Origin of the sequence: Candidatus Competibacter phosphatis (assembly GCF_012939995.1) — a bacterium.
Taxonomy (GTDB): Bacteria; Pseudomonadota; Gammaproteobacteria; order Competibacterales; family Competibacteraceae; genus Competibacter; species Competibacter phosphatis.
The window spans coordinates 19,043-38,153 of sequence record NZ_SPMZ01000037.1; the positions used below are offsets into that span (position 1 = coordinate 19,043).

A 19,111-nucleotide genomic window follows, 5' to 3' on the forward strand; every position below is an offset into this window, starting at 1 on the left:
TCTTGCAGAGATAATTGCATGGAACCGACGCCTTCCCGTCCAGTACCGCTCGCCGGCAAACTCAAGCGTATCGAGGAACTCGCCGAGAAGCTCGTTTACATCAAATGGAGCCGGGAGTTTTTCGTGCTACTGCTGCGAGCGACGCAGGATGTCCTGGCGCTGGCCCGCCCACGGCCCGAGCATCACAAGGTCGTGGTATTGGCCGAACGGCTCGAACAACAGCTCAGCGAATGTCTGGATAAAGGTGATTTGCCCAAGGGGGCCGAGCGTGAGCGCCTGATCGCCATCGTGGACGCACTCTGCCGCGCGGCACCTCTCTCTGACGGCGATCCAGGCCGGATCGATCCAGTTACGCAAAAACCGACCGAACCCCGCACCGTGCCGCTGTTTTCCCGGTGGGAAAAGAGCGAACGGCCGCAGCCGACGACCGGCGGAACCTCGACCCCGAAGCTGTGGTTGGTGGCACCCGACTCGGCGAACGGGCTGGCGCGCAAGATCGAACAACGGGGCGGCTTTCAGGTCCGGCGCTGCGCCACTCTGGCCGAAGTCCGCGCGCTGCTGGCGCAGTCCGAACAGCCGGCCGCCCTGATCATCGACCTGGATTTCGTCGCCGACCACCAACCCCCGCTGGAACAGATCAAAACCCTGAGGCAATTGTTGGCTCCGGAATCCCCCCTCTTTTTCTTGGCCGACCGTGGCGACATCGCCGCCCGGCTCGATGCGGTGGAAACCGGCGGGTCCGGCTACTTCATCAAGCCGGTGGATATCGCCCTGTTGCTGGAAATCCTGAACGAGCGAGTGCTGAGAACGTCCAATCACCGCATCCTGATCGTTGACGACGCGCTGCTCGCCGCCCGCGAAATCGCGCGCTGGCTGGATAGCCGCGGCATGGCGACGCAGGTCCTCGCCCAACCGCTGCAGATCCTGCAAGCCATCGCCAACTTTCGACCCAACCTATTGATTCTCAATATCGATTTAAAGGAAACCGATGGATTGACGTTGGCCCAGGCCATCCAGCAACACGAACTGTTGCGCGAACTCCCGCTGATCTTGCTGTCGGAGCGCGCTGATAGCAGCGAGCGACTATCGGCCACCAGCTTGAGCGGCGAGGCCCTGCTCGGCAAGTCCCTGAACCCGGAACTACTGTTCGCGGCCGTCGCCAAGCGCTTGCGGCAGCGGCACGGCCTGTACCGCAAGCTGAGCCAGATCAGCCACCGGGATACCGTCAGTGGCTTGTACAACCGTCCGTACTTCCTCGCCCACCTGGAACGAGCACTGATCACCGCCGAGGCCAATACCCAGCCGGTGGCGATCATGCTGATCTCCCTGGACAACCTGCATGTGATCGAAAGCCATGATGTGGCCACGGCTGACGAGATCGTCGAACAAGCCGCCAAACGTCTGCAAACCGCTCTGGGCCCCGACCCGATCGCGGCCCGGTTCGGCAACGCCGTCTTCACGGTCCTGCTGAGCTTCACCAGCCAGGAAGCACTGCTGGCCACGGCACACGCGGTGCAGGGGGCACTGGAAACCGATGCCTACCCCTTCAACAGCGAGGGCTTTCAACTGCGCACCAGCATCGGCATCAGCGTGGCTACCCCCACCCTGCGCGAAACCGCCCTCCTGATCCAGCAAGCCGACATGGCCTGCGGCATGGCCCGGGATAGCAAGGATATGCGGATCCTCGTCCAGCACGGTCAGAGCGCCGAACAGGAGGCGGACCACCCGCGGCAGCGTCGCTTGCTGGAGGAGATCCGCGAAGCCGTGCAACAGCAGCGGATGAATCTGTTGTTCCAGCCGGTGGTCAGCCTGCGCGGCGATACCACCGAGCGCTATGAAGTGCTGCTGCGGATGCGCAACCGCGAAGGCTGGGAATTGCTGCCAGAAACCATATTCAGTCTGGTCAAGCGCCACCGGATCGGCATGGTCCTCGACCGCTGGGTCATCGCCCACTCCATCCGCATGCTACGCGAGCGGCAGATGCGTGGTCATTCGGCGGTTCTGTTCATCAATATTTCCCCCACCATCCTGCAAGACGACGAACTCCCGGACTGGCTACACAGCGGCCTGCAAAAAACCGGCGTGCCGGCCGCCAACCTGGTGTTCGAGATCGCCGAAACCACCGCCGAACTCAACCGGCAGGCGCTGCTGCCCTTTTTACGAAAGCTCAAGCAACTGGGCTGCGGCCTCTCGCTTGACCATTTCAGCGGCCACGAACGCGCGCAGGCGCTCGTGCAACTCCTGCAGGCCGATTACGTCAAGCTGGCTCCCCGGTTCACCCAGGACCTGCTCAATGACAAGGCACGCCAGCAACAGCTTGGGCAGATGACGCGCGAGTTGGCCACGCTGGGCGTGACCACCATCATCACCGGCATCGAGGATGCGAGCAATCTGCCGGTGCTGTGGTCATGCGGCATCGATTTCGTCCAGGGTTATTTCCTGCAACGGCCGCACACCGACATGAGCTACGATTTCGATCAAACGGTGCTGTGACCGGCGATGCGGGTCGATCTGAGCACGGGACTGCTGGACGTTGCGCGCCAAGCGCCCTCGCCCAACCACGACGACCGACCGGCCGGCTCGGTGATCGACCTGATCGTGATCCACGGGATCAGCCTGCCGCCCGGCGAGTTCGGCGGGTCGTGGATCGACGCGCTGTTCGCCAACACGCTCGACCCCAACGCGCATCCCTATTTTCGAACCCTCGTCGGACTGCGCGTGTCGGCACACCTGTTGATTCGGCGGGACGGCGAAATCGTACAGTACGTACCGTTCCAACACCGGGCCTGGCACGCCGGTGAGTCAGCTTACCGCAACCGCCATCGTTGCAACGACTTCAGCATCGGCATCGAACTGGAAGGCACCGACCACCTACCCTACGACGAGCGTCAGTACCCGATACTGGCGGCCCTCATCACTACCCTGCGCGCGGCCTACCCCACCATCGCGCCGAAACGGCTGGCCGGTCATGCCGACATCGCGCCGGGCCGAAAGACCGATCCGGGGCCGGCGTTCGACTGGACCAGGCTGCGCCGGTTGCTGGGAGAGACCAGCGCCGCTAAATGAAGCAGGCCGGATCGGGGGGACTCTCGGCCGCCGGCGCTGCCCGGTCGACGGGTTCCGCCGCCGCCAACTCCTGCGGCGCCTCTTCGCCCCCCCAGCAATGTCGCCGCCTGTTCCGCCCAAGCCGCGATCAACTCGGCCGCTGGCCGGCTCTCGCTCAAATGGCAACCCTGCCCGGCCCACAAGGCCATGAAATCGGTCAGATCCCGCTCGGCGGCGACCTGACGCAGTTTCTCGGTCAAGAACAATTGCAGCGGGAAACCGGGCAGATCGGCTTCGTGCGAGTGCAGTTCGTTGACCAAGCGGTTGCGCAATACCCGACCAACGCGGCCAGTGAACACGCGACTCAGGGTGGTGGCGATTTCGCTGCCTTCGCTCAGCAGCGCCTTGTAGGCGGGAGACGCGCCGCTTTCCGGGCAAGCCAGGAAGGCGGTACCCATCTGGATGCCCGCCGCGCCCAATATCCGGGCGGCGGCGATGCCGCGCCCGTCCATGATGCCGCCGCCGGCGACGATGGGCACCCTGATGTGCTTGGCCAGCAACGGTACCAAGGTCAGGATACCGACCAACCCCTGCTCCGGGTGACCGATGAAGGTACCGCGATGGCCACCGGCCTCGGCGCCCTGGGCGACGATAAAATCCACCCCGCTCTCCTCCAGCACGATCGCTTCCAGCAGGTGGGTGGCGGTACCGAAAGTGACAATTCCGGCATCCCGCAACAGATCCAGATACACGGTATCCGGCGCGCCGAAAATAAAGCTGACCGCCGCCACCCGTTCTTCCATCACCACATCCAGCAGTTCTTCGAATGCCGGCGGTTCCGGCGGCATGGGCGATTCCGGCGGCAGCCCCAGTTCGGCCCGGTATGGAGCCAGCAATTCGCGGGCACGGGCGAGGCGGGCGGGGTCGCCGGGGGCCGCGCCGCCCAGCGCCAGGTTGACGGCAAACGGCCGGTCGGTGAGGGCACGCATCTCGGCGATGGCTTGCCGCAAGGCTTCGGGCTGCGGATAGCCGCCCGCCAATGACCCCAAGCCGCCGGCGTTGCTAATCGCCGCCGCCAGTTGCGGGGTACCGGGACCACCGGCCAGCGGTGCCTGAATGATCGGATAGCGGAGGTCGAGTCGTTCGGTAAGCGCGGTATGGGACCAGTTCATGAATGGCAGCTCGTCACAGAGGCGTTAGCGTAAATGGGCAACCCGGTGAGGACCGGGCTGGAATCATCTTAACGTCTTCAAGCGCCGCGCTCATCCTTCATCCCAGCAGCCGGCGGACGATGAAGCCCGCCAGCATCACTCCGAACAGCGCCGGCAGGTAGGAAATCGTCCCGTTCACCGCGCGCGGTCGACCCGGCGTATCGCCGCTGACCGGCTGATGCGGCAGCGGCGGGCGGCGCGGCTCGTCGCTGTAGATCACGGGATAATTCAGCGGCGCATCCAGTACCCGCAAGCGACGACGCAACTCGCGAGCCAGCGGACACATCTGGGTCTGGTTCAATGGCGCCACCCGCACCCGAGTCACGTCCAGACAATTACCCGCCCCCAGCGCCGAAATCACCGGTACGCCCCGACGTTGGCAGGATGCCACCAGCGCCGCCTTGCAAGCGATACTGTCGATGCAGTCAGCGACGTAGTCATAAGGCGCGGCGGTCAGCAGGGCTTCAGCCGCCTCCGGCTGGAGAAACTCGCCAAGCAGGGTCAGCTCGAGAGTGGGATCGATATCGCGCAGCCGCTCAGCCATCAGCTCGACCTTGGGTCGACCGAGGGTGGAATGCAGCGCCAGCAATTGGCGGTTGAGATTGGAGGGCGACACCACGTCGTGATCCAGCAGGGTCAAACGGCCGATGCCGGCTCGACCCAACGCCTCGGCGGCGTAACCGCCGACCCCGCCCAGTCCCGCCACCAGCACATGCGCCGCCCGCAACCGGGCCAGCCCAGCGGCGCCGATCAGGATCTCAGTGCGAGCCTGAGGGTACGGCATCGGGAATTCCGAACAACCGGCGGGCATTGGCGCTGGTGGCGGCGGCAACCTCGGTCGGATCGGCCCCGCGCAGTTCGGCGACGCAGGCCAGCACTTCCGGCAGGAAGGCCGGCTCGTTGCGCTGGCCCGGATGCGCGCTCGCCGGCTGGTCGGGTGAATCGGTCTCCAATATGAAACCGTCCAACGGCAGATAACGGATCAGGCCACGCAGCCGGGTGGCGCGCGAATAGGTCAGCGGCCCACCGAAGCCGAGCAGGAAATCCAGATCGAGCAATCGCCGAGCCTGGGCCTCGCTACCGGAGAAGCTGTGCACCACTCCGCGCACGCCGGCAAAACGCCGCAGGTACTTGATGACCTGATCCACCGCGTGACGGGCGTGAATGATCACCGGCAGATCGTGACGGCGGGCCAGTCGCAGTTGTCCGGTGAAATACTCGGCTTGCGCGCCGGCATCAAGGTCGGGCAGATAGTAATCCAGCCCGATCTCGCCGATGGCGGTGGGCTTTTCCCGAACCACCCAGTCCGCCAGCGCATCCAGATGCTCGGGCCGGTGCTCGGCCAGATAGGCCGGGTGCAAGCCATAGCTGGGATACAGCCCCGGATAACGCGCCGCGACCGCCCGGAGCTTCGGCCACAGTCGGGCGCTGACCGCCGCCAGCACTTGCGCCTCCACTCCGGCGGCCCGCGCCCGCTGATAAGCGGCGTCGCGGTCGCCATCGAAACTGACGTCGTCGAAATGAGTATGACTATCGATCAGGATGGGCATGGGAACGTAGCTCAGGCGATCACGATCCGCACGTTGGCGGCACGGCCGAACACCGAGGAAGGAGTGATGCCGAACATATTGCGAAAAGCCCGGCTGAAGTGCGAGGAATCGGCGAAACCCACACCCAGCGCCGCATCGGTCAGCGTACTGTCCTGGGCGATCAGCGCCGCCACCACCCGCATCCGGTGCCACTGCCGAAAGCGGCGGATCGGCACGCCGACTTCCTCCTTGAACAAATGCACCAGCCGGGTCGGCGACAGGTTCACATGCTCGGCCAGTTCGTTCATCGAGTAACCGCTGGCAAGATCGTCCTTCATCAGCCGGATCACCCGCTGGATGCGTCCGTCCAGCGGCCGAGGACGGTCCTCGGGCCGTGGTGGCGGAATCAGACGCTCCAGCAGATCGTGAATGACGGCGGCGTCCGGCTGACGCGCCCAAGCCTCGCTCAGGACCGCCAGCACCTCGTCTTCGTGGGCCAGGCCGTACAGGCATTGCCATTCGCCGTCGAGCATGAGGTTCTGGATCGCCGGGTAATCCGAACTCTCCGGCTCGATGAACAGGATCGCCATGAGAGCGCCGCCGACCCGGATTTCGTGCAGGCACCCTGGCGGCACCAACACACCGCGACTTTCTCGCCAACCGTCGCTTTCGCTTTCCAATACGCGAAACGGCTGGTCGATGCCCACGCACAACGCCGCCGAACCCAAGCGGTGCTCGGAGATATCCGGCAGATACCCCATGAATAAAGCGCGGTTTTTCCAAATAAACAACTTGCTCAATGGATTGCTTTCTCGGTGATCATGACGGATCAAGGTGCGGATTGATCTCTTGCACCAGGCCGCTTGCCACGGGAAGTCGGTCGTTTCCACCGCCGAATGGCCCTCGCCCGTCAGTGGACTGTCACGGAAGTGTAGTGTTCCGGCGCGAGGCTAGCCAGTTCCGACAAATCGCCGCCATTTTCGAGAAACCCCTTTCCCGACACAACCCGGAGTCTATCGCCAGTGACGCCTTCCGCCATGCTCATCGGCAAGAAGACGGCGGCGATCCTGGTCGCGCGGGAAGAGCCTTTCCAGCGCCGTCACGACCGCGCCAAACCTGGTCAAGGTCCTTTTTGCGCAGATGTAAAAGGGTCTAAACTATCGGCTCGGAAAGTAAAGATCCATGCAGGCGATTCCCGCTTTTTCGCCACCAACACCGACGAGCGCGACCAATGAACGACCAAAACCATGATGTCATCGTGATCGGCACCGGCCCGGGAGGAGAAGGCGCCTCGATGAAAGCCGCCAAAGAAGGCAAGTCGGTGGCGGTGATCGAGAAACACCACTTGGTCGGCGGCGGCTGCACGCACTGGGGCACCATCCCGTCCAAGGCGCTGCGCCACTCCATCAATCGAATGCTGGAATTCAACACCAGCCCGGCGTTCCGCAACGCGCTCGGCTCCTCCCTCAAGCTATCCTACCCCGACCTGCTGCGCTCCGCCGAATCGGTGATCGCCCGCCAGACCGCCATGCGCCGGGATTTCTACGAACGCAATCGCATCCAGCTACGGCACGGCCAGGCCCGGTTTCTCGATGCCCACACCCTGGAAGTGCGGGCCGGTGGCACCATCGAGCCGGTCGTCCTCAGCGCCGATGCCTTCATCATCGCCTCGGGCTCGCATCCGTTCCGGCCGCGCGACATCGACTTCAATCACCCGCGCATCTTCGACAGCGACACCATCCTCAGCATGTCCACCACCCCGCGTTCGATCCTGATCTACGGCGCGGGTGTGATCGGCTGCGAGTATGCCAGCATCTTCCGCAACATGGGCTGCAAGGTCGATCTGGTGGACACCCGCTCCCAACTGCTGTCCTTCCTCGACGACGAAATCGCCCACGCCCTCAGCTACCACCTGCGCGATCAGGGCGTCATGATCCGCCACAACGAAGAATACGAAGTGGTGGAAGGGCTGGCGGACGGCGTGCTGACGCATTTCAAGTCCGGCAAGAAAATCAAGGCCGACGTGCTGCTGTGGGCCAACGGCCGCACCGGCAACACCCAGAACATGGGTCTGGAGGAGCTGGGCATCACCCCGAACAACCGCGGTCAGATCAAGGTGGACGACAACTACCGCACCGCCCTGCCCCACATCTACGCGGTGGGCGACGTGATTGGCTACCCCAGTCTGGCCAGCGCCGCTTACGATCAAGGCCGCTTCGCCGCCACCCACCTGATTCACGGCAGTTGCGACCATCACTTGGTTGATTACATCCCGACCGGTATCTACACTTCCCCGGAGATCAGCTCGGTCGGCCGCACCGAACGCGAACTGACCGATGCCCGGGTACCCTACGAGGTGGGCCACGCCTATTTCAAGAGCTTGGCGCGCGCTCAGATCACCGGCCGTACCGTGGGGATGCTCAAGTTGCTGTTCCACCGGGATACCCTGGAAATTCTCGGCATTCACTGCTTCGGCGACCAAGCCGCCGAAATCGTCCACATCGGGCAAGCAATCATGGCCCAGCAGGGCACGGCCAATAACATTCAGTACTTCGTCAACACCACATTCAATTATCCGACCATGGCCGAGGCTTACCGGGTGGCGGCACTGAACGGTCTGAATCGGCTGGCCTGAGGAAGGATTACCCATGGATATCACCCCGTATCTCAAATTGATGGTCGATAAAAGCGCCTCCGACCTGTTCTTTCATGTCGGCGCCCCGGTGAACATCAAAATCGGCGGCGTGGTGCGTCCGATCGGTAACAAGGTGCTCGGGCCGGGCCAGGTGCGCGAAATCGCCTACTCGGTCATGAAGGACGATCAGATCAAGGAATTCGAGCACGAATGGGAGTTGAATTTCGCCATCCCGCTGCAGGGGGTCGGCCGCTTCCGCTCCAACGTATTCAAGCAGCGCGGCGAAGTGTCCATGGTGATCCGCTACATCAAGGGTGACATCCCCCAAGTGGAGGAACTGGGCCTGCCATCCCTGTTGCGACAACTGGTGATGGAAAAACGCGGCCTGATCCTGCTGGTGGGCGCCACCGGCTCCGGTAAATCCACCACCCTGGCGGCGATGATCGACCACCGCAATTCCAGCGCGCCGGGCCACCTCATCACCGTCGAAGACCCCATCGAATTTACTCACCAGCACAAGAAATCGGTGGTCGCCCAACGCGAAATCGGCATCGACACCCACAGCTACGAACATGCGCTGCGCAGCGCCATGCGCGAGGCACCCGACGTGATCCTGGTCGGGGAGGTCCGCGAACGCGAAGTGATGAAATACGTGCTCACCTTCTCCGAGACCGGCCATCTGGTACTGTCCACCCTGCATGCCAACAACGCCAACGGCGCCCTGGAGCGCATCGTCAATTTCTTCCCCGAGGAAGTCCGGCCGCAGTTGCTGATGGACCTGTCGCTCAACCTGCGCGCCATCGTCTCGCAGCGGCTGGTGCGCGCCCTGAACGGCGGGCTGGTGCCGGCGGTGGAAGTGCTGCTGAACACGCCCTACATTGCCGACCTGATCCAGAAAGGCAAGATCGATTACGTCAAGGACGCCATGGAGCAATCCACCGAATCGGGCACGCAGACCTTCGATCAATCGCTGTTCAAGCTGTACAAGGAAGGCAAGATTTCCAAGGACGAAGCCATCAAGAACGCCGACTCCAAAAACAACGTTGGCCTGCAAATTCGGCTGTCCGAAGGCACGGGAGCCAGCGGCGGCAAGTCGTCCAACCTGGCCGATCTGGCCATCCACGACGAAGAAGAGAATCCGGGACGAATGTTTTGAAGATCGAGCTGGCCGCGCCGCCCGCCCGCCGCATGACGGACATCGCGCCGTTTCACGTCATGGCGCTGCTGGCTCGCGCCAAGGAGCTGGAAGCCGCCGGCCGCTCCATCATCCACATGGAGATCGGCGAGCCGGATTTCCCCACCGCCGAACCGATCGTCGCCGCCGGCCAGCGGGCGCTGGCGGCAGGCCACACCCGCTACACCGCCGCCGCCGGCCTGCCGGAACTGCGCCAAACGATCAGTGACCATTACCGGGAACGATATGGCATCGAGATTCCCGCCCAACGCATCCTGATCACCCCTGGCGCGTCTGGCGCGCTGCAGTTGGCGACGGCGGCCCTGATCAATCCCGGCGACCGGGTGCTGCTGGCCGATCCCGGCTATCCCTGCAACCGGCATTTCGTCCGACTGGTGGAAGGGCGGGCGACCGGCGTTCCGGTCGGACCGGAAACCGGCTACCAATTGACGGCCGAACTGGTCGAGCGCCACTGGGATGAACAGACGACGGCGGTGTTGCTGGCCTCGCCGGCCAACCCCACCGGCACCGCGATCGCCCCTGAAGCACTGGCGGCCATCGTCGCCACGATCGAAGCACGCGGCGGACGGCTGATCATGGACGAAATCTATCATGGCCTGATCTATGGAGCGCCGGTTCAGACCGCGCTGGCCTACTCGGATCAAGTGTTGGTGGTCAACAGTTTCAGCAAGTATTACGGTATGACCGGCTGGCGGCTGGGCTGGTTGGTCGCACCGGAGGATCTTGTCGGCACGGTGGAAAAACTAGCGCAGAACCTGTTCCTGGCGGCGTCCACCCCGGCGCAGCACGCGGCACTGGCGGCCTTCACCCCGGCGGCGGCGGCGATTTTCGAGGCACGCCGGCGGGAGTTCCTGGCCCGGCGCGATTTTCTGCTACCGGCACTGCGCGAGCTGGGTTTCCGCATCCCCGTAACCCCAGACGGCGCGTTCTACCTCTACGCCGACTGCGGCCGCTTCACCGACGACAGCCATGGTTTCGCCCTGCGGTTGCTGGAGGAAACCGGCGTCGCCATCACGCCAGGCATCGACTTCGGCGGCCATCTACCGCATCGGCATGTCCGCTTCGCCTACACCAACGCCATCCCGCAATTGGCCGAGGGAGTGGAAAGGCTGAGACGGGCGCTGTGAAGGTCAAGGAACCACACAGCGCATCGCGAAATCGGACTTGTCTGCCGTGAGTCCATTCCCATGGCGACGACTGCCCAAATCAACCTGACTTTATTGACGATCGCAAGACAAGACCGACCGCCGCCGTTGGTGACCACCGCCGTTGACCGGAGCCCACGTAAAAACAAGATCCGATCCTTGCCGTTCCGCCATTGTCCTTGCCCCCTCCTGTCCTTCTTCGATCCATCGCATCGCTCAGTGAGTTCCAATCCTGCCGCAGAACTGCTCGACCACTCGAAAAAAGTTCTATGATTGAATCACCTTGGAACAACTTTACCCAGCAGATAGATACCGTATTTCTCACAGCGATAAGACCATGCAAATCAATCAGGCATCCATTGCTGTCGAGAGAGCTTGCACGACAGCCTCCTTGGCGGACCATCTGCGCATCACAATAGGTCCACATCCCGACTGGGTCATCGTGTTCCATACCGGTTCCGTTCCCCCGGAATTCGCCCAGCAGGTGGCCAAAACGGCTTTTCCGAACACCGCCATTCATGGCTGTTCATCTTCCTCCGCAGTGTTCGGCGGCGACGGCCTCGTGGAAGACCCCGGCATCGGCGTTTTAGCGATCACCGATCCCGGTGGGGCTTTTGGTACCGGCCATGCTTCGTTTGCGCAACTGGCACCAGCCGACGCGGCGTGCCGTGCCGTGGAGCAGGCGCTGACCGCCGCCGACAAGAGCGGCGCCATACCCGATTTCATCTGGCTCAGCGCCGTGCCGGGCTGCGAAGAAGCGGTGATCGCCGGCATCGAGCAAGTCGTCGGCATCAGTGTACCGATCGTCGGCGGCAGCGCGGCACTGAATGGCCTGGGTGGAACCCCCGAAAATCCCGAGCGGACTGGCCGCTGCGTCGTATTCGACCATGACACCACCATCGATGACGGCCTGTTATTGAGTGTTGGGTTCGTCACCGAGCGGGTCTGTCACGGCTTTTTCGGTGGCTACCGAGCAACCGAGAAAACTGGGATTGTCACCGCCGCCGAAGGGCGTGTCCTTCTGACCATCGACGAACAACCCGCCGCCCAGGTCTACAACCGGTGGAGCGACGGGCTGATCGCCGCAGAAGTGGCCAATAACGGCGAGGTGGTGATACAAACCACGATGTCTCCCATCGGAGTCACGGTCGGTCATGTGGGCACCGCGCCACTGTATGGACTGGTACATCCGGTGCAGGTTGCAAACGGCGCCCTTCGGGTTCATACCGTGGTTCCCGAAGGCAGCCGTGTCACCTTGATGACTGGAGATCAAGATATCCTGGTCCACCGCACCGCAGAACTGGTGGAACGCACGCGGGCGCTATTCAATGTGTCGGCACCGCGAGCGATGGGTGGCTTGGTGTCCTATTGCGCGGCTTGCGCGGGGCCTTTGGCGGAGCGCGGCGCCGAAATGATCGACTTGGTCCGCGATGCCTTGGGAGGGGCGCCCTTCCTGGGTGGATTCTTCTTCGGCGAACAAGGACGGTTTTGGCACAACCGCAACGCCCATGCCAACCTGATGGTGTCATTGCTCTTGTTCGAGGATTTCCACGTTCCGTCCCCCTCGGGCAAGAAGATGGAATTCATCCCTCCGGCTTTTCAGAATGACTTGGCGCTGGGCTACCAGATCGTCAAGGCTCAACTTGATGAGGCGCACAGGATCAACGCGCTATTGCGCGTTGGCCTGGCCAAACTGGCCCAAGCGCGCAGCCGTGCCGAGGTATACAAGGCGGTCGGCGATTCCCTGACCGAAGTCATCGACTTCGATGGCTTCGCCGTCCTGCGGCAGATCGAGGAAACCATGGTGTGCACCGCCTCCTCGGCAAAGCAGCTTATTGGAGCCACCTGGCGCGACAAGGATCACGGCGTACCCTACGTGACACAGAAACCAACCTTGCTCGGAGATGCCCATAAAGCTCGTTTTTGGAGTGATAACTCGCAATTTTTTCAGGTGCTTCATCCCGGGTCGGCTATCCACCTGGGTTTCCACGCAGAGAACACGCCAGTACACATTATCCTGACGCATCATGCGATCAATGGTTTTGATTTGGCCGATCGCGACATTCTGTACATCATGACCCCATATATCCGTCAGGCATTCGAAAATGTCGCGCATCTGCGGCAAATGGAAAAGTTGGCCACCACCGACAGCCTGACCGGCATCAGCAACCGAGGCCATTTCCTGGAACTGGCGGTACAGGAATTGGCCCGGTCGAAACGCTTCGGTCGCCCCACCGGCATATTAATGATCGATGCCGATCACTTTAAGGATATCAACGATAGATACGGCCACGATGCCGGCGACGCCGCACTACAACAGTTGGCGACCACGGTCCGGCGCGAACTACGGGAAGCCGATATTTTTGGACGCTTGGGGGGAGAGGAATTCGCCGTGCTGGTCGTCGAAGCCGATAGAGCAAAGGCCACACAGGTGGGCGAACGGATCCGCACCGCGATCGAGTCCACACCCATCGTTCAGCACGGCTACTGTTTCGGGATAACGGTCAGCATTGGCGTCGCTGTAAGCCCAACATCGACCGCTGGGATAGAGACCCTCCTGACAGAGGCTGATCAGACCTTGTACGCCGCCAAAAGAGCCGGACGCAATCGAGTCCTGAGTACCAGCGATGTACCCGATACCGTGGACTGGTCTATCTGAATCGCAGGGTCAAGGTTTGCTTTTTGCGAACCTGCTCCCATAGCAGCAACTTCCCAAATCAGGTTGACGGCTTTCGAGATCGGAAAACAAGCAAACGGATCACCCATGCTGGCTCAACACGTTTTCCGCCACCACCACATTGGCCCGCAGATGCGCCGGATTCAGCGTGCCGACCACTACGCTGCTCACGCCAGGCTTGGCGAAAATCAGCTCCATCGATGTCCGCACCGGATCGATGCCCGCCGTCCGATCCAAGTGGCCGCTGTGCAGGCCTTTCTTGATCAACACACCCTTGCCGGCGGCGCGGGCAGCCTGGATGACCGGCCATTCCTCGCGCTCGGATAGATTGTAGGTGACCATCACCACATCGCAGCATTCCAGCGCCCGCAGCCCACCGGCCACGGTCTTGGTCGACATGCCAACCGACCGCACCCAGCCTGCTCGTTGCAAGTCCAGCAAGACCGGCAACACCCCTTCCCGCTCCAGGATATGCAGATCGTCGCCGCTGGAATGAATCAACACCGCATCCAGCGCGTCCACGCCCAACCGTCGCAGGCTGCGCTCGACGCTGGCGCGGGTCGCGGCGGCGGAAAAGTCGAAGCGCGATTCCCCGTCCTGGAATTCCTCGCCGACCTTGGTAACGATCACCCAGTCCCGCCGACACCGCCGCAGCAAGCGACCTAACCGCTCCTCACTTTCACCATAGGCGGGGGCGGTATCCAGCAGATTCATTCCCAGATCCCAGGCCAATTCCAACAACGTCAACGCTTCCCGATCCGACGGCAGCTCGAACGGTCGGGGATACTTGACTCCTCGATTGCGTCCGAACTTCACCGTCCCCAAACCCAGCGGACTGACCCGCAACTCGGTCGATCCCAGCGATCTCAGCTCCATTCCAGATCGTCCCGATCCCAGGGATAAACGGCGATCTCCGGTCGCGGCCAACCCATCAGCGCCCGCAAATCGGTCGACCGGGGCCGCACACCGTGCGACCGCAGCACTTCCTCGATCTGTTCGGCCAGCAGCGGCGCCAAGGCCAGTTTGGTCGGCCAGGCGGCGATCACTCGCCCATCGCGGAACACGCCGGGTCCGGCTGGTCGGCCGCCGCCGGGTTGCTGGGCCTCGGCGCGCTGGATGGTGAAGGTCGCGAATTCCACCGGATTCCAGTCCACCCATGGCAGCAGCGCGCTCAGTTCCCGCCGCGCCGCGCGGATCTGCTCGTGACGGTCGCGCTTGATCCCCTCTTCCGCCAGCCCACCGCCCAGGTACCAGATGAGCCGACCGTCGGCATCGAAATGGCTGGTCACGGTCAGCTGCGGCAGGTCGCTAGCACCCAAACAGTGCGCGTACAGCGGTCCGGGCAGATTGATGCCGCGCGCCAGCACCATGTGCAGCGGGCGTAGCTGCTGTGCTACCCACGGCAGTCCAATGTTACCCGCGCCAGCGGTGAACACGGTGATCGCCGGGCGGAGTACTTGTTGCGGGTGCCCAACACAGTGCAGGGTCATCGTGCCGTCCGCTTTCAGCGTCACCGGCCCCTGGCTGCGCGCGATGACGTCACGATAACGCTCGGCGAACGTGGTCAGGACCGAAGCCACGTCCAGAACCGGCTCGTCCAATCGATACAACGTGCCATGGAACGCCGGGTGGCGCAACGCCACCGGCACGGCGTGGGCACCCTCGGCATCCGCCGCCACTTTATCCATACGGCTACGCATCAGCTTGCTGGCGAAAAACGCCGCCAGTCGCGAAATGGGGGCGCCGGTCGCCCACAGATACTGGTGTTCGGCCAGCAGTCGCGCGCCGCGCAGGTCGATCGCATCCTCACCCCTCAGGCAGCGCCGCCATAGCTCCGGCATCCCGGCAACGGCTTCGGCGGACCGGCTGACTTGCCCGTGCAGGCTGTACTTGGCGCCGCCGTGAACGATACCCTGGGCGCAAATGGTCTGACCGGCGCCCAGCCGCTCGCTTTCGATCAGCAGCGCGCTGTAACCCCGCTCGCGTAGCCGGGCCAGCAGCCACAGCCCGGCGATGCCACCGCCGACGATGGCGGCATCCACGTTCAGGATGCGTTGGATGGTGCTCACGGTCGCTTGAGAATGCGGGCAATGGTGCTGGTGGTGGAGCAGCCCTCGATATAATCCATCACCACCACCTGACCGCCGTTGTCCCAAACGCAGCGGTTACCGGGAATTTTCGCCGGATCGTTATCGCCGCCCTTGATCAGATAATCGGGCTTGACCGCGCAGATCAACCGCTCCGGCGTGTCCTCGTGGAACGGCACCACCCAATCCACCGCCGCCAGCCCGGCCAGAACCCTCATCCGCTGTCCCAGTGGATTGACTGGCCGATCGGCACCCTTGAGACGGCGCACGGACGCATCGTCGTTCACCGCTACGATCAACCGGTTGCCAAGTCGCTTGGCCTGTTCCAGATAGGTCACGTGCCCGGCGTGCAGGATGTCGAAGCAACCGTTGGTCATGACGATGGTCTCACCGTGCGCCTTGGCGTCGGCCACCGCCGACAGCAGTTGTTCCTCGTCCAGCACTCCGCGCGGCGGTTCGTCGTGTTGGTACAGCGCCCGGCGCAGCTCGGAAACGGTGACACTGGCCGTACCCAGCTTGCCCACCACGATGCCCGCCGCCAGATTGGCCAGCACCGTCGCCGCCGGCAGCGCCAGCCCGGCCGCCAATCCGACGGCAAGGGTGGCGATTACGGTGTCACCGGCACCGGTGACGTCGTAGACCTCACGGGCGCGTGCCGCCAGATGCAGCGGTTCGACATCGTCCCGCAACAGGGTCATGCCCTGCTCGCCGCGAGTGATCAGCAGCGCTTCCAATTCCAGATTCCGGCGCAACGTCTCGCCCTTGTCGACCAATTCCGCCTCGTCGCGACAGGGGCCGACGACTGTTTCGAATTCACTCAGGTTGGGCGTCAACAGGGTCGCGCCCCGATAGCGGTCGAGCTGGCGGCCCTTGGGGTCGACCAGCACCGGCTTGCCGACGGCGTTGGCCTGTTCGATACAGCGTTCGACCGAACACAGAGCACCCTTTTGATAGTCGGACAGCACCGCCACGTCGGTTTCCGGCAACCAGGCAGCGAAGCGTTCCTCCAGCGCACTCGGTTCGAAACCAGGGAAGCCGTCCTCGAAATCCAGCCGCAGCAACTGCTGGTTGCGGCTCAATACCCGCAGTTTGGTGATCGTCGCCTGGCCGGGCTGCCGGATCAATTCACAATCGGCGCCCAGTCGCCGCAACTTGGTTTCCAACACCGTCGCGGCCTCGTCTGCACCGGTCACGCCGAGCACCCGGACCCGCCCGCCGAGGGTAGCGATGTTGACCGCCACATTGGCCGCGCCACCCGGACGTTCCTCGACCTCCTCGACCTTGACCACCGGCACGGGCGCCTCCGGCGAGACCCGCGAACAGGGGCCGTACCAGTAGCGGTCCAGCATCACATCGCCGGCGATCAGCACTCGGGCCTGTTCGAAATGGGGAATTTGCGATTTCATGGGTTGATTGGGGAATGTTGCGCGATGGTGCATGATAGCATGGTCCAGAATGGAGCTTGATCTGGTTCCCGCACGCACCTGGCTTGCCCTCGACCTATCTTACATTCCAAACGATGAACAGCAAGGATCTCTATTTGCGGCTGTTGCGCTACGTCCGGCCCTACCGCCGCATGTTCGCGCTCTCGATCCTGGGCACGACGGCGGCGGCGGCCACCGAGCCGCTGATTCCCGCGCTGATCCAGCCGCTGCTGGATGGCAGCTTCGTCGCCAAGGACCCGCATTCCATCCGGCTGATGCCGCTGTTGATGGTGGCGGTCTTCATCGTCCGTGGTATCACCAGTTTCATCGGCACGCTGGCGATGAGCTGGATCGCGCACCAAGTGGTGACGGACTTGCGCGATGCCTTGTTCGCCCGCCTGCTGTCGCTGCCGACCCGCTATTTCGACGATCATTCCGCCGGCAGCCTGCTGTCGCGCCTGACCTACGACGTCAGCCAGGTGATGACCGCCACCACCCAGGCACTGGTCGCCCTGGTCAAGGACGGGCTATCGGTGATCGGCCTGTTGGGCTGGATGTTGTACCTGAACTGGAAACTGTCGCTGCTGGTCCTGCTGATCACCCCCGGCATCACCATTATCATGCGCCTGGTCAGCCATCGGCTGCGGCGGCTCAGTCGCGAGTTGCAGGAGCTGATGGGCGGCCTCACCCACGTCATCGACGAGGTGCTGCAAGGCCATAAAGTGATCAAGATCTTCGGTGGCCAGGACTACGAACGGCAACGCTTTCACCGGGTCAACAACCGAGTTCGTCAGTTCAATCTGAAGCTGGCCGCCGCGTCCGAAGCCAGCGGGCCGCTGGTGCAACTACTGGCGATCATCGCCCTGGGCGCGGTGATCTATTTCGCCTCGCTGCAATCGGCCGCCGATCAGATCACCGTCGGCGGTTTCGTCTCCCTGTTCGGGGCCATGGCCATGCTGCTGACCCCGATCAAGCGACTGACCAAGGTCAACGAACAATTGCAGCGCGGGTTGGCGGCGGCGGAAACCATCTTCGCCCTGCTGGACGAGCCACCGGAACCGGATCGAGGCATCCGCGCCATCGGTCGCGCCCGTGGCGAAGTCCGCTTTCATGCGGTCAGCCACCGCTACCGGGACGACGGCGGCGAGGTGCTCCACCAGCTCGAACTGGACGTGCGCCCCGGCGAAACCATCGCCTTGGTCGGCCCCTCCGGCGGCGGTAAAACCACCCTGATGAGTCTGCTACCGCGCTTTTACGAACCGGAGTCCGGCGATATCCTGCTGGATGGCGTGCCAATCCGCGAGCTGCGACTGGCCGAGCTACGCGCCAACATCGCCTACGTCAGTCAGGATATCGTGCTGTTCAACGATACCGTCGCCGCCAATATCGCCTACGGCGCTGGCTTCCAGGTCGGCGAGGACGACATCCTCAAGGCCGCCGAAAGCGCTCACGCCATGGAATTCATCCGCGAATTGCCTCAAGGCTTGCATACCCTGATCGGCGAAAACGGCGCACGACTGTCGGGCGGTCAGCGCCAGCGTTTGGCCATCGCCCGCGCCTTGCTCAAGAACGCGCCGATCCTGATCCTGGACGAAGCCACTTCGGCGCTGGATACCCAGTCCGAACGCAAGGTCCAGCAGGCCTTGGATGCCCTGCGCCAGGGTCGCACCGCCTTCATCATCGCCCACCGCCTGTCCACCATCGAGAGCGCCGACCGCATCGTGGTACTCGACTGCGGTCACATCGTCGAGAGCGGCACCCATGATGAACTATTGGCCTGTGGTGGCTTGTACGCCAGCCTGTATCAGATACAAACCCACAGTTAGTCAACAACAAAGTTGCGAATTACATAATTGTATTGTCTAATAAGCAACACTCCTGTTCCATGCGAGCCCAAGATAGCGGTTTGGGCTCGGAGAACTTCCTCTAATGCACGGCAATATCGATTCATCAAAAAAGCTGGCGCCGATGGTGCGTCGGGCTTTCCGACAAGGACTTGAAGCCGCCAGTCAAGGCGAAGATCAGAACCCCTATGTCCCGGACAGCTATCTGTATCATGCTTGGATAGCGGGATGGGCGGCATTGGCTCGCGGCTGGGATAACGCCGAGGATCTGCGGCTTTCCTGAAACGCCTTTCTTCCCCTCGCGGCAGCGTACGCCCAG

General features: G+C 62.9%; 16 protein-coding genes. 9 read left to right on the forward strand and 7 right to left on the reverse strand.

Going from position 1 to position 19,111, the window contains the following annotated elements; genetic code table 11:
* Window positions 1-18: 18 nt before the first annotated feature.
* Both E4P82_RS13235 and ampD read left to right on the forward strand, forming a co-directional pair.
* Window positions 19-2,493 carry an EAL domain-containing protein gene (locus E4P82_RS13235; RefSeq protein ID WP_169249324.1) on the forward strand — a complete coding sequence of 825 codons (2,475 nt, stop codon included), beginning with the start codon at window positions 19-21 and terminating at the stop codon, window positions 2,491-2,493.
* Window positions 2,494-2,499: 6 nt separating this feature from the next.
* Window positions 2,500-3,066, forward strand: a complete 567-nt coding sequence (gene ampD / locus E4P82_RS13240; protein WP_169249325.1) for a 1,6-anhydro-N-acetylmuramyl-L-alanine amidase AmpD — start codon at window positions 2,500-2,502, stop codon at window positions 3,064-3,066.
* Here ampD and E4P82_RS13245 read toward each other — a convergent pair.
* The 4 genes from E4P82_RS13245 to E4P82_RS13260 all read right to left on the reverse strand — a co-directional run bounded on the left by E4P82_RS13245 (window position 2,967) and on the right by E4P82_RS13260 (window position 6,585).
* Window positions 2,967-4,217 (reverse strand): NAD(P)H-dependent flavin oxidoreductase, encoded by a 1,251-nt coding sequence (locus E4P82_RS13245; protein ID WP_169249326.1) that lies wholly within the window; start codon window positions 4,215-4,217, stop codon window positions 2,967-2,969. The genes ampD and E4P82_RS13245 overlap by 100 nt on opposite strands.
* A 97-nt stretch (window positions 4,218-4,314) precedes the next feature.
* Window positions 4,315-5,040, reverse strand: a complete 726-nt coding sequence (locus E4P82_RS13250; protein WP_169249327.1) for a tRNA threonylcarbamoyladenosine dehydratase — start codon at window positions 5,038-5,040, stop codon at window positions 4,315-4,317.
* The gene (locus tag E4P82_RS13255) at window positions 5,015-5,806 is read right to left on the reverse strand and encodes a TatD family hydrolase (RefSeq protein WP_169249328.1); all 792 of its coding nucleotides are present in this window, start codon (window positions 5,804-5,806) and stop codon (window positions 5,015-5,017) included. Before E4P82_RS13255 ends, E4P82_RS13250 begins: the two co-directional genes overlap by 26 nt.
* Window positions 5,807-5,817: 11 nt before the next feature.
* A complete protein-coding gene (locus E4P82_RS13260; protein ID WP_169249329.1) occupies window positions 5,818-6,585 on the reverse strand; it encodes a helix-turn-helix domain-containing protein in 768 nt (255 codons plus the stop codon).
* Window positions 6,586-6,807: 222 nt separating this feature from the next.
* Here E4P82_RS13260 and E4P82_RS13265 point away from each other — a divergent pair, with 222 nt between their 5' ends.
* The 5 genes from E4P82_RS13265 (at window position 6,808) to E4P82_RS13285 (ending at window position 13,419) form a co-directional block, all read left to right on the forward strand.
* Complete coding sequence (locus tag E4P82_RS13265) at window positions 6,808-7,020, forward strand: hypothetical protein (RefSeq protein WP_169249330.1); 213 nt, start codon at window positions 6,808-6,810, stop codon at window positions 7,018-7,020.
* The gene (gene sthA / locus E4P82_RS13270) at window positions 7,017-8,420 is read left to right on the forward strand and encodes a Si-specific NAD(P)(+) transhydrogenase (protein ID WP_169249331.1); all 1,404 of its coding nucleotides are present in this window, start codon (window positions 7,017-7,019) and stop codon (window positions 8,418-8,420) included. Before E4P82_RS13265 ends, sthA begins: the two co-directional genes overlap by 4 nt.
* A gap of 13 nt (window positions 8,421-8,433) precedes the next feature.
* Window positions 8,434-9,576, forward strand: a complete 1,143-nt coding sequence (locus E4P82_RS13275) for a PilT/PilU family type 4a pilus ATPase (protein WP_169249332.1) — start codon at window positions 8,434-8,436, stop codon at window positions 9,574-9,576.
* 2 nt (window positions 9,577-9,578) lie between these two features.
* A complete protein-coding gene (locus E4P82_RS13280; RefSeq protein WP_420887116.1) occupies window positions 9,579-10,742 on the forward strand; it encodes a pyridoxal phosphate-dependent aminotransferase in 1,164 nt (387 codons plus the stop codon).
* A gap of 409 nt (window positions 10,743-11,151) precedes the next feature.
* A complete protein-coding gene (locus E4P82_RS13285) occupies window positions 11,152-13,419 on the forward strand; it encodes a sensor domain-containing diguanylate cyclase (protein ID WP_169249333.1) in 2,268 nt (755 codons plus the stop codon).
* Window positions 13,420-13,518: 99 nt separating this feature from the next.
* Here E4P82_RS13285 and E4P82_RS13290 read toward each other — a convergent pair whose 3' ends face one another.
* The 3 genes from E4P82_RS13290 to hldE are packed head-to-tail and all read right to left on the reverse strand — an operon-like array spanning window position 13,519 to window position 16,930.
* Entirely contained in the window at window positions 13,519-14,313 is a 795-nt protein-coding gene (locus E4P82_RS13290; RefSeq protein WP_169249334.1) for an aldo/keto reductase, read from the reverse strand.
* Complete coding sequence (locus E4P82_RS13295; RefSeq protein WP_169249335.1) at window positions 14,304-15,506, reverse strand: FAD-dependent oxidoreductase; 1,203 nt, start codon at window positions 15,504-15,506, stop codon at window positions 14,304-14,306. The genes E4P82_RS13290 and E4P82_RS13295 overlap by 10 nt, the downstream gene beginning before the upstream one ends.
* Window positions 15,503-16,930 (reverse strand): bifunctional D-glycero-beta-D-manno-heptose-7-phosphate kinase/D-glycero-beta-D-manno-heptose 1-phosphate adenylyltransferase HldE, encoded by a 1,428-nt coding sequence (gene hldE / locus E4P82_RS13300; protein WP_169249336.1) that lies wholly within the window; start codon window positions 16,928-16,930, stop codon window positions 15,503-15,505. Before hldE ends, E4P82_RS13295 begins: the two co-directional genes overlap by 4 nt.
* A gap of 113 nt (window positions 16,931-17,043) precedes the next feature.
* On the opposite strand from hldE, the gene msbA reads away from it, so the two are divergent.
* Both msbA and E4P82_RS13310 read left to right on the forward strand, forming a co-directional pair.
* Window positions 17,044-18,774, forward strand: a complete 1,731-nt coding sequence (gene msbA, locus E4P82_RS13305) for a lipid A export permease/ATP-binding protein MsbA (RefSeq protein ID WP_169249337.1) — start codon at window positions 17,044-17,046, stop codon at window positions 18,772-18,774.
* 103 nt (window positions 18,775-18,877) lie between these two features.
* The gene (locus E4P82_RS13310) at window positions 18,878-19,075 is read left to right on the forward strand and encodes a hypothetical protein (protein WP_169249338.1); all 198 of its coding nucleotides are present in this window, start codon (window positions 18,878-18,880) and stop codon (window positions 19,073-19,075) included.
* Window positions 19,076-19,111: the final 36 nt, after the last annotated feature.